Below are 11,393 nucleotides of genomic sequence, written 5' to 3'. Positions count from 1 at the left end.
TTTGTTTGCTGTGCACTTTTTTTTGCTTTCACCAAAAAAACAAACGGCACAGGACTTTACCCATGCCGTTTCGGATTTCATTTTTATTCCTGTTCTTGTCTTTGAGCTAAACTAAATGACATTGCCCATAAGGGCGGTCTTTTTCTTTCGTTCCAAGAGCGGCAGTTGGCGCGGTTTGGGCTGCTTTAGCGATGCGGGAGGATTAACTGGCGCCCACCAAAAAAAGCCGATGCCTCAAGGATGAGAACATCGGCATATATGATTTATATGGCTCCATGCAATATGGCTTCTTTCTCCAGCAGATCTCTCATCCCCTCATAGGAGAGGTCCAGATCGAGTAATTTCGTCACTGGGATCGACTTCATTCCGTCTTTGTGAAACTCCGTGCTTTGCAGGTGATAACCATATTCCTTGGACAGCGAGTACAATTTACAGAATTGCTCTGCTGCATCGATTCCTTTACCGAGTGACGGGAATTTAGCAAGCTTGTTTCCGAAGCTGAGTGGATTGACACGGGATCCAATCGTTAGATGGAATCCATCTTCCTTCTCCAATACGAAAATATCGCTTTCCGAGCATCGGATCTGATACTTCACCGTCATGATGTCCAACTCCTTTACGGAAATATTAAGCTTCCGATAAGGATTATTACACACCCTTGAAGGAAATGAAACGATATTTAAAGCTTAATTATTCGTTTCTGCAAGCTGTGCTAAGAGATGCTTCAGCTTGTCTATTGCACGTTTCTGAATGCGCGAAATGCTCATCTGTGAAACGCCTAGCTCATCCGCGATGGAACGCTGTGAAAGTCCATTTTCGAAAACGAGAAGCAATACTTGCCGCTCCTCAGGCTTTAACTGGTCCATAGCCTCTTGAAGGTCCAGCTTCCTTTCCAATGCAGCGAAATCGTCTGTGGGAGAACCTATTAATTCACCTAACACTGCAGTGTTCTCGTCATCTGAAATTGGAGTATCTAAGGATACATAATGGTATAAGTCACGCCCAGCTAAGATCTCGAGTGTTTCCTCTGTTTCTAATCCTAAATATTGCGCGATTTCATCTACATTAGGGGAGCGTTCTAATGTACTCATTAGCTCATCAATGGCCTGTTGGACAACAAGTCCCTTTTCTTTGATCCTTCGCGGAACTTGGATGTACCATGATTTATCCCTTAAATAGTTCTTCATATGACCGATGATGCTTTTCATTGCATAAGGCTCGAAGGGCATTCCCAATTCGGGATCAAACTGCTTGAGTAACCGAAAAAGCGACAATTGTCCGACCTGAAATAAATCGTCGAATAGATCTGGACGGTTACGCGACATTTTGTTAGCGGCCATCTTAACCATAGGCTCATAATTACGAATAAGTTGGTCGGCTAAGTCGCTGCATAACGTTCGTTGGTATTCCAACAATAAAGCTATCGCATCGTCGGGCAGACGCGCGGAGTCGGATAAGGTCATGCGGTCTCTTCTGATTTCATCCGTTTCTTAGTAAGTACGACCGATGTACCGCCCTCATGCCGTACTTCGACTCGGTCCATCAGCGCTTGCATCAAATATAGCCCTAATCCGCCCGACTGGATTTCCTCGATTGATTTGCCGTGCATAGAAGGCGATTCATTCTTTTCGGCAATCGTAAAGCTTATTCCGAAGTCGCGAACCGTTATAGAAAGCTCCTCACCATTGGTAACAAATTGTACTTCGATCTTCCCGTCATCGCCGCCGTAAGCATGAAGCACCGCATTATTACATGCCTCGGATACCGCAACCTTCATGTCCTCGATATCCTCGAACGAAAATTTCATTTTGCTAGCTATCCCATATAAAGTCAGCCGGACTAGATCGACGTATTCCGGCAGTGCAGGTACCGTTAAAGCTACGTTTCTGTCTTTTGTCATGAGTTTATATCCTCATCCCTCTCTTTAGTAGTAATTATTCCGCTTTAGCCAAGAATGGCGTAATACCTGTCATATCGAACAGCTTGCGTATATGTGTCGGAACATGCTCTACATCGAATGGAGCATTACGGGCATGACGAGCCTTTACAACGGAGATCAGAATTCCGATACCCGTGCTGTCAATGTATTTCAAATCCCGAAGATTCAAAGTCAACCTGCGATCAGACAATTCGATCAAAGGCTCCATAGCGGCACGCATTTGCGTAGCAACCTCTAGATCGAATTCACCTCCTACAAACACGATGGTTTGGCCTTCTCTATTCTCAGTATGGAGCGTAAATTTATTAGACACCATGTATTTCTCCCTTCTTCCAAGGTAAGGATCGTATTTGATCTTTGATCTTTAATAATAACTCTAATCTTGTTATAACCCGTTTCCGCACGTTTTGAAACATAAGCTTTCGTAATGCTTTATTTTAGTGCGATGTATGTTTTTCCATGGTTTAAGTAAATTGTATTAAGAAGCTTTCAAGTAAAAGCCTGTAAGCTTCTTTATTTGGGTAAATCCGGAAACATTCCTTGGAGGGTCATTCATGCGTTTACATACTGGAAACATGTATTGGCCTAGCACTTTTGCCGGCTCTATTCATTATCCACCTCTACTATCGAAAAAAAAGACCCGGGTTGCCATTGTGGGTGGAGGCATGTCCGGGGTCCTCTGCGGTTACTTATTTGCCAAAAGTGGAATTCCTGCCATTCTAATCGAGCAGAAGACGATAGCTTCTGGGAGTACATCAGCCAATACCGGTTTCATACAGTATTCAAACGATACGTTATTAAGTGAATTAACGGACTCCATCGGGGAACAGGATGCCGTTAGTTTCTACCGGAGCTCTAATCAGGCAGCACAGCATCTTTATACCCTCATCGCAGGAATGCGCCGTAAAGTCCATTTCAAGCGCCGCAGCAGTCTTTACTACGCCTCTAAAGCCGAAGACGTACCCTCTATGCGAAAGGAATATGAGCTGCTTAACAAGCATGGTTTCGGTGTGTTTTGGTGGGAGGAGGCACAAATCGCGGAATGTTTTCCTTTTCGCAGGGCGGCTGCAATTGTCACGCCAGGGGATGCCGAGATCAATCCATACCTATTCGTCCAAGCACTGGCGGAGGATGCTCAAGTATATGGACTAGAAGTGTTTGAGAACACAGCTATGCAAGCCGTCGAGCCAACCTCCGAAGGATATCGCGTGATAACTAGTCAAGGCGAGATCGAAGCAGAACAAATTGTCTATGCGGTTGGTTACATCCCCGAGCATGCCGGAGGACAATGGGTACGCCCGACGTTTAGTCGCTCCTACGCAATTGTTACGGATCCGATTTCTTCATTGTCCGATTGGCATAGTCGGTTCATGATATGGGAATCAGCCAGACCTTACTTATATATGAGGACAACCTTTGATAATCGAATCATCATAGGGGGACTGGATGAGAACATTCGCATGCCCGTTCGTAAAGATCAGGAACTCCGTAAACACTCAAATGAGTTATTGTCAGCGTTAAAAAGCTTATTCCCGAATCTCTCGCCGCAGATACGTTATGAATTGTGCGCAACTTTCGCCGGATCTGAAGACGGCCTGCCTTGGATTGGCGAGGATCCCCAACGTCCCGGCCAACACTATTGCTTGGGATATGGAGGTAACGGAATCATTTACAGCATGCTAGGCGCAGAGATCATCCGAGACCATCTGCTCGGTATTTATAACCCTATCGCAGCCATTGTTCGCCCCGATCGACTTGTCGTAACTAAATAATGGGCCGTCCCGACTGATGTGACCTCAATTGTAGTTAGCAGGATTGTTGGGAGCCCGCTATTGCTGTAATATTCGACGGCCATTCGAATCGCGTAACTTCAATGACGCATACAAAATGCGCTCCAAGCCCCTCATGCTCAGCCAAGCGGATTTCACCGCCCATTGCCTTGGCAAGAGCCTGGCTAACCGCCAACCCCATCCCCATTCCGCCGAATTTGCGTGTCATTGACGAATCCAATTGAGAGAAAGGCAGAAAAAGCAGTTCTCTCTTCTCCTCCGGTACCCCGATCCCTGTATCCTTTACAGCTGTTTCCAGAATAATCTTCTCGTCATTCTCTTTCTTATGAGAAGCTTTCACAGAGATTTCGATGCAGCCCTGCTCTGTGAATTTAACAGCATTACCAATTAATCGAACGAGCACTTGCCGGTATCTTAAAGGGTCGCCAATGACATATTCCGGGACGCTAATATCAATTGTCGATGTATAATCGAGTGATTTATACCCAACTTCCTCTTGGAACATAGACATGGCTTGTGTTACCATCTCCCGAACGGAGAACGGTTGGTCATCCAGCTCTATCTTCCCGGATTCCAATTGGGTAAATTCCAGAATATCATTCATGATAGTTAATAACCGGTCGGCATTATCACGAATCGCTTGAGGAAAAGCAGTCTGCTCTTCTGATAAGGAAGACTCCAGAAGCAGCTCGCTCATCCCGATTAATCCATTCATTGGTGTACGTATTTCGTGACTCATAACCGCAAGAAACTCAGATTTGGCTTGAGAAGCGCGTTCCGCAGCATTCTTGGCTTCAGTTAATTGGCGAAGAGTCCCCTTACGCTCCGTTATATCTCGTACGGTGCAAGCGAATAGACGCTGTTGATTTATAATCGATTCCCCCAACTGGATCTCCGCCTCGAAGGCAACGCCACTGCGGCGAATCGCAATCATTTCGCTGACTAAGCCCGTCAAATATCGGACTTCATGCTCGGATTTATCTTGGATAACTAAAGCCTCTCTTCTCATTTCCATAAGATTAGGCAGCAGGATTTCTGCAGAATTCCCTATGATATCCTCCGAGTGAAAGCCAAAAAGACGTTCCATAGCCGGATTAACCGATAATATGATACCTTGGCCATTAAAGGTAAACATTCCATCGATGGAAGTGTCGAAGATCATTCTCGATTTGGCTTCCTCAGTAGACAGATCGTATGTTACCCGCAACAGCTCCGAATTGACGGCTTCGAGCTCCGATTTTTGCTTGTGAAGCAGGTTTCGATGCGCTTCCAGCTGTCTGTTATTCAGATAAATCCTTACAAATCCAGCGATTTTGGCTTTTAGTATCGCTGCCGTAATGGGCTTAACCAAGTAATCGATAGCACCCGCCGAATACCCTTCGAACTGATCCATCGCCTCCCGGTTTGTAGCTGAGATAAAGAGGATTGGAGTGTCTCTCGTTTTTTCCCTTGCTTTTATTAACCTCGCTGTCTCAAAGCCATCCATTCCTGGCATCTGAACGTCCAGAACGATGACAGCGAAATCTTCCCGAAGCACATGGCGCAAAGCCGCTTCTCCGGATTCCGCACGAACCAGGCGGTAGTCTTCACCTGCGAGTGTCGCTTCTAATACGAGCAAATTCTCAATGTGATCGTCCACGATCAGCAACGATACGGGTTTAACCTCTGACACCCTTGACTCCTCCTTTTCTCCGGCTTAACGAGTTTTACGAAATATCCGATACTGATCGTTCATGGTCTCATAACTATCCTCCAGAGGTGTGTGGGAGATAGATTCTTTATTACCCACAATTAGAAAACCTTCTTTGGCCAAGCTGTCATGCAACAGCTTGTGAACTTGGCCCCTCAGCTGGGAATTAAAATAAATCATTACATTACGGCACAAAATAACATGAAACTCATTAAAAGAACGGTCGGTGACCAAGTTATGTCGTGCGAATACCATATTTGTGCGTAAAAAGGGTTTGAGCATAACAATTCCATCATCAGATGTGTAATAATCCGAGAAGGATTGCATGCCGCCAGCCGCTTGATAGCTCTTTGTATAAAGCTTCATTCTATCTATTGGAATGATGCCATCCTTCGCCCTCTGCAGGGCATTTTCACTTATATCAGTCGCATAAATACGAGTTTTATCTAATAACCCCTCTTCATGCAACAGGATCGCCATAGAATGGGCTTCCTCACCGGTTGAGCATCCTGCATGCCATATTCGGATGTAGGGGAGTCCTCGCAATAGGGGAACCACTTCATTTCGGAAAGTAAGGAAAATCTCCGGGTCACGGAACATCTCGGTTACTGGAATGACCAGATCGCTAAGGAGACGATGAAATACCTCGGAATGGTGCATTACCCTTTCCTGCAGAGCTGATACATTCGATAAGCCTTCTAGATGAATCCGATGCCAGATTCGACGACGAATAGAAGCATAAGAATAATTGCGGAAATCATATCCGTACCTTCTGAATATCCCTTCGAGCAATAAATGAATTTCAATTTTTTCAAGATCGCTTTCTTGTGCTGGTTCTTCACTCATTGATACAACCACACTCTCATCAACGATAGAAGTTGATCTGTATTTATGGGTTTCGTAATATAATCGGAAGCTCCAGCCTCAATACATTTGCTTCGGTCGTCCTTCATCGCTTTGGCCGTAAGAGCGATAATCGGGAGATTCTTCCAATCTGCATTGTCTCTAATCCGTATCATCGCTTCGTAACCATCCATTTCCGGCATCATAATATCCATCAGCACCAGATCGATATCAGACTCTTCCGCAAGCTTACTCAGCGCTTCCTTGCCATTCTCCGCAAAAATGACTGTCATTTGTCGGTGCTCGAGTACGCTTGATAAAGCGAATACATTGCGCACATCATCGTCCACAAGCAGAATTTTTTTATTCTCGAATGCCGCATCTTTATGATGAGGCTTATTCAGCAGCTTACGTTTATCTTCGGGAAGATTAGAATCCAAAACAATACAATCGTAATGCTCCTCCTGAAGCTTGGTAAAGCCTTCTTCCGCATCTGGAACAGCGGTTACGTTTACGTCATCGGAAGCGACAGCCGCCCAATCTGATCTAAAAGGCTCTATCGTATCCTCTAAATGATTGGCATTTTCTTGAATTCGTTCTGGAAGTACCAAAGTGAAAACACTACCCTTGCCTACCTCCGTCTCTAAATGAATCCAACCGCCCAATAAACGAGCAAGCTCCCTGCTAATCGTTAAACCTAAGCCTGTTCCGCCATATTTACGACTCGTTGTTCCATCCGCTTGATGGAATGCTTCGAAGATCAACTCGTTTTTTTCCGGAGGTATTCCAATTCCGCTGTCCCGTACGGAGAATGCAATATAAGGAACATCTTTTTGCCATTTATCTGACTTTTGTTCTTCTGCACTCGGCCTTCGCATAGTGAGCGTAATCGAACCGGCATCCGTAAATTTAATCGCATTAGACATTAGATTTCGTAAAATTTGCTTCAAGCGGTGCCCATCCGTCCATATGACATTCGGAATATCGGCTTCACTCTCAATAGATAGAGACAAGCTCTTCTGAGAGGCCATCGGCGCGTACATGTGGTCTAGGAAGGTAGAGACATCATTAAGCACCATCCACTCTGGATGTATATCCATCTTCCCTGCATCTACCTTGGAGAGATCCAGAATTTCATCTATCATCTTCAACAGATCATTTCCTGAATAATGGATCGTCCGCATATATTCCCGCTGCTTGTCTGTTAAATTGCCTTCCTTGTTCTCCGCAAGAAATTCTGACAAAATAAGCAGGCTATTCAGCGGCGTTCGTAGTTCATGGGACATATTCGCCAGAAACTCCGATTTATATTTGCTAGTCATAGCCAATTGAAGCGATTGTCGTTCAAGCTCTGAATTTGCTTTGGCAATTTGGCTATTCTGTTGCTCCATTCGGTCGACATACTCTTCTAATGAGATGGTCTTAACTGTTAACTCCCGATTGGTATGCTCAAGCATCTCTTGCTGCTGTTGAAGTTGCAATTCGGAGTTTTTCAAATCATTGCGCTGTCCCTCGAGCTTGTCATTGGTTTCCCTTAACTCTTCCTGCTGACAGATAAGCTCCTCGGATTGAGCTTGCAATTCCTCGGTCATCGCTTGAGATTCCCGCAACAACTCCTCCACACGCCGACGAGAATGGATATTGTTGACGATCGTTCCAAGCTTTTCGCACAAGCGCTCAAGCAGCTCTATGTTCTCGGAATTAAACTCAGATATAGACGCTAGCTCTACTATGCCTAAAACTGTATTCTCATGCAAAATAGGCTGAATGATCAGTGAACTCGGACACGTTTCTCCAAGACCCGAACTGATTCTCACGTATCCTTCCGGCACTTCGTTCAAAATAATCGGTTTGGCATCCCTAAAGCTTTGTCCCAATAATCCTTCACCTGGAAAAATACACGTCGGAGAACTTTCGATGTCTTCATTCTCTTCTATAACAGCATAGGTTCCGGATAACTCCAATCGCCTGCGGCCAGAAGAGTTTGGATCTGTCAGGTAAAGCAGTCCATAAGAGGCGCCAAGCACAGGTGCGAACTCCGAGATGAATGATTGCGCCACAAGCTTAACATCGGAGCCTTCCTGCAGGAGCTCCGTTACACGAGCAATCTGAGCATCGATACGTCCTTGTCGCTGCTGTATACCAGACAAAATCGCTTCTCTCTCGTTCTTTGCTTGAAGATCCAATGCGATCTTCTTGAATACCTTGGCTAAGTCACCGAGCTCATCCGTTGACTTAATCTCAAAATGAGAGAAGCCGCGCAGACGTCCTTTGCCAAAACGATCGGCCATACGGCTAAGAAGATTCAGCCCTTTTGTAATGCTTGGGAATACCCACAGGACTATGCCTAAACCTAGCAGCAAACCAATCAAGGTCAAGATAGCAACGAGTTGCACAGACCGTTTGTACATTTTCTTTGAAGAATTCATTTCCTGCTTTAAAGCAGTCTCCTGGAAATCCACAAGCCCGCCCAAGGATTCAATGACGAGCGATTGTTCATGACGAAGTGTATCGGTATAAAGCTTCCTCGCTGCTCCAACATCCCCTTGATTTACAAAGGAAATAAAGCTTTTCAGCGATTTACCATAACCCTCGGAAGAACTAATAATCCCGCTAACGACTTCTTGTTCGGAAGGTTCAAGGTCTATGCTGGACAACGACTTGTATTGCTTGGCAGCATTCTTCAGCCTAGTTGTAATTTCGTCTACTCCACTAATAGGCTCTTGATCTCCCAAAACAATGCTATCAATAACTCGTGCAGAAGCGTTAACTTCTCCTCGAATCTCGAATGCAACTCTCATTTTCTCAAATCGGTTATCGTAGAAATGGTCCATGGACTGATTCATCTTGTTTAATCGCTCATAGCCTAATGAAGTAATGCCTATAAATAAGGCAAGAATCAAGGAGAATCCGATAAGCAGTTTTTTTTTAATTTTCATCCAAGGCTCCCCCAGGCTTGATATCGACTCTTACTAAGCAACGATCATCAGACCTGCCATCTAATGCTTTAGAGTCGATAAGGCTATCCAAGCTTTCCTCATGATCTTTCACTTGTAGCAAGAAAGAGGTCAACTGCTTTAGCTGCGCCTCATCGACTCCTTGGAAGGAACCCAATATGCCATCGGTATACAAGTAAAGACGATCCTCAGAAGTAACCTTTATACTTCTTGTTACTATCTCCAGCTTATCGAACATTCCAAGCGGCGGCGAGTTCACCGTGAGCTTCTCAGGAATGAGCTGACCTGCATGAAATAGCAAGCCAGGCGGATGGCCGGCATTCGCATATTCCAGCTTTCCACGTTCCAAATCAATCGTTACATATATTCCTGTACAATAATAATGAATAAGCTCATTCTCGAATTGAAGCCCCGTTAAACGACGATTGAGCTCTCTAAAAACACGTTCGGGCGACCAGAGCGTCCTCATTGATTCTTTAAGAATTGAAGCAACAAACATACTGATCAGCGATGAGGAGATTCCATGCCCCATCGCATCAATTACCGCAATAGCCCACCGGTTATCACTCACTTTATACCAAGCATAGAGATCTCCTGCCAATTCCTCAGACGCCTTGAAATAGGCTTTGATGCGGACTTCCTTCTCATCTACCTTCTCCGGCAGAACGGATTCCTGAACTTGGCGTGCAAGCAGCAGCTCTTGCCGCAAGCGAGAATCACGTTCCTTGTGCCAATCTAGCTCGCGTTTTAATTTAAGCGCTGAACGAATTCGAGCAAGTAACTCTGTTTTGTTAATGGGTTTCGTTACGAAGTCAATAGCACCCGCATCCAAGGCTTCCGCGAGCTTGCGTGAGTCTCCAATTGCAGTAACCATGATAACGGGAATATCTTTGAAATGAATGTCGGATTGCAGCCGTCTGCAGGCTTCAATCCCATCCATAGCAGGCATCATCATATCTAGTAAAATCAGGTCTGTCTTTGGGGTTGATAGTAAATCCCCTTCATTACCTTGACTTCTGAGGAGCTCGAACATTTCTTCCGCTGAATAAGAAACTCGAATATCATCGTAACCCGCTCTTTTCAGCATTTCTTGAATAACCATTACGTTCATAGCGTTATCGTCTACGATTAACACAGTCATCTTTTATCGTTGTCTCCTCAGTAGAGCGGCTTACCCGTTTTGTGAACAGGATACCACATTTATATAAACGCGAATAAGGAATGAGCGGCAGAATTATGCCCTCATTCCTTATTCCCCTATGCTCTCGAGCTTTAGTGTCGAGCCATAACTAGAACCTTACCCGTATCCAGTTCCGCCTCGTACATGCTTGCTTCATGTTGATCGAAGCCCATCGATTGTATCTTATGACGAAGTGCGTCTCCTCGGTTTCGGAAAAGGTTAGCGACTGTGTCGAACATACCCTCTTCAGCTATTCCGACTTTATTTGCATCAACCGCCTCAGCTAGTCGCTCTGTGCGATCTCTCTCATGTGCAAGCACATAAATTTCTTTCTCCGAATACCCTTGCCGATGAAGATCGTGCACGACGTCGAAAGCTTCCAATCCATTATTCACGAGCTTAGCGTAAGCTTTCATGGTTAACCTCCTCTTACTCCCCGGTTTATATTATGTACTTAAACCAAAATCCTGAGATTGAAACGTATATTTAGATCTCCTCCTCTTTATAGGAGCGGGATTGTTCACGCTGGCTCCACCCTTTTCGGAATCCCATAAATAAACGAGAGCCTGCTGCAGCCACCTGTAACCAAGAAGGTGAAATGCCATTTCCAGGCTCCATAGAAGCCGCTTTCTTGCGAAGCGAATGAGTTAAGGTTTTTGTTGCTAAGCGCGCTGAACCGGTTACTTCGCTAAGTAGAACTCCGACATCCTGTACTGCATCGAATAAAGGATCAACAGATCGCAGCTTGCCTCTGAGATCATCGGCCACCTCATTAACGCTTTCGGCCAACTTCTTTACTTCTCCCTGTAAACCTTCTACTGTTTCCTTTACCTCATGCATTGCGCCCTGGGCGGTTATAAGCGAGCGCTGCGCTGTCCTCAACAAATGAATTAGAAATATACACAATACTACAAAGGCAACAACAGCAATTGCAATAGACCACGTAATAATATCGTTATTTCCCATGTGCAGCCCTCCTCCTTAATAACCTCTT

General features: G+C 45.0%; 11 protein-coding genes. 1 reads left to right on the top strand and 10 read right to left on the bottom strand.

Annotation, left to right across the window (positions count from 1 at the left end; translation table 11 throughout):
• Positions 1-263 precede the first annotated feature (263 nt).
• The 4 genes from ACESLK_RS25710 to ACESLK_RS25695 all read right to left on the bottom strand — a co-directional run bounded on the left by ACESLK_RS25710 (position 264) and on the right by ACESLK_RS25695 (position 2,255).
• Positions 264-602, bottom strand: coding sequence for a hypothetical protein (locus tag ACESLK_RS25710; RefSeq protein WP_373232626.1), 339 nt, complete (start codon positions 600-602; stop codon positions 264-266).
• 84 nt (positions 603-686) lie between these two features.
• A complete protein-coding gene (locus ACESLK_RS25705; RefSeq protein WP_373232624.1) occupies positions 687-1,463 on the bottom strand; it encodes a sigma-70 family RNA polymerase sigma factor in 777 nt (258 codons plus the stop codon).
• Positions 1,460-1,900 carry an anti-sigma B factor RsbW gene (gene rsbW / locus ACESLK_RS25700; protein ID WP_373232622.1) on the bottom strand — a complete coding sequence of 147 codons (441 nt, stop codon included), beginning with the start codon at positions 1,898-1,900 and terminating at the stop codon, positions 1,460-1,462. Before rsbW ends, ACESLK_RS25705 begins: the two co-directional genes overlap by 4 nt.
• Positions 1,901-1,934: 34 nt before the next feature.
• Positions 1,935-2,255 (bottom strand): STAS domain-containing protein, encoded by a 321-nt coding sequence (locus ACESLK_RS25695; RefSeq protein WP_373232620.1) that lies wholly within the window; start codon positions 2,253-2,255, stop codon positions 1,935-1,937.
• 238 nt (positions 2,256-2,493) lie between these two features.
• Between ACESLK_RS25695 and ACESLK_RS25690 the strand changes: the two genes are divergently transcribed.
• Positions 2,494-3,711 (top strand): NAD(P)/FAD-dependent oxidoreductase, encoded by a 1,218-nt coding sequence (locus ACESLK_RS25690; RefSeq protein WP_373232618.1) that lies wholly within the window; start codon positions 2,494-2,496, stop codon positions 3,709-3,711.
• Positions 3,712-3,745: 34 nt separating this feature from the next.
• On the opposite strand, the gene ACESLK_RS25685 is transcribed toward ACESLK_RS25690, so the two are convergent.
• The 6 genes from ACESLK_RS25685 to ACESLK_RS25660 all read right to left on the bottom strand — a co-directional run bounded on the left by ACESLK_RS25685 (position 3,746) and on the right by ACESLK_RS25660 (position 11,365).
• Positions 3,746-5,401 carry a response regulator gene (locus ACESLK_RS25685; protein WP_373232616.1) on the bottom strand — a complete coding sequence of 552 codons (1,656 nt, stop codon included), beginning with the start codon at positions 5,399-5,401 and terminating at the stop codon, positions 3,746-3,748.
• A gap of 24 nt (positions 5,402-5,425) precedes the next feature.
• Positions 5,426-6,265, bottom strand: a complete 840-nt coding sequence (locus tag ACESLK_RS25680) for a CheR family methyltransferase (RefSeq protein ID WP_373232614.1) — start codon at positions 6,263-6,265, stop codon at positions 5,426-5,428.
• Complete coding sequence (locus ACESLK_RS25675) at positions 6,262-9,201, bottom strand: response regulator (protein ID WP_373232612.1); 2,940 nt, start codon at positions 9,199-9,201, stop codon at positions 6,262-6,264. The genes ACESLK_RS25680 and ACESLK_RS25675 overlap by 4 nt, the downstream gene beginning before the upstream one ends.
• Positions 9,191-10,360: a PP2C family protein-serine/threonine phosphatase gene (locus ACESLK_RS25670; protein WP_373232610.1), complete on the bottom strand. Its 1,170-nt coding sequence runs from the start codon at positions 10,358-10,360 to the stop codon at positions 9,191-9,193. The genes ACESLK_RS25675 and ACESLK_RS25670 overlap by 11 nt, the downstream gene beginning before the upstream one ends.
• 131 nt (positions 10,361-10,491) lie before the next feature.
• Entirely contained in the window at positions 10,492-10,815 is a 324-nt protein-coding gene (locus ACESLK_RS25665; protein ID WP_373232608.1) for a YflT domain-containing protein, read from the bottom strand.
• Between the two features lie 70 nt (positions 10,816-10,885).
• Positions 10,886-11,365: a DUF948 domain-containing protein gene (locus ACESLK_RS25660; protein ID WP_373232606.1), complete on the bottom strand. Its 480-nt coding sequence runs from the start codon at positions 11,363-11,365 to the stop codon at positions 10,886-10,888.
• Between the last annotated feature and the right edge of the window lie 28 nt (positions 11,366-11,393).

Source organism: Cohnella sp. (assembly GCF_041640265.1).
In the GTDB taxonomy this organism is placed as follows: Bacteria; Bacillota; Bacilli; order Paenibacillales; family Paenibacillaceae; genus Cohnella.
The sequence above is the reverse complement of the archived record's forward strand: the minus strand, read 5'-3'. Positions and strand labels throughout refer to the sequence as shown.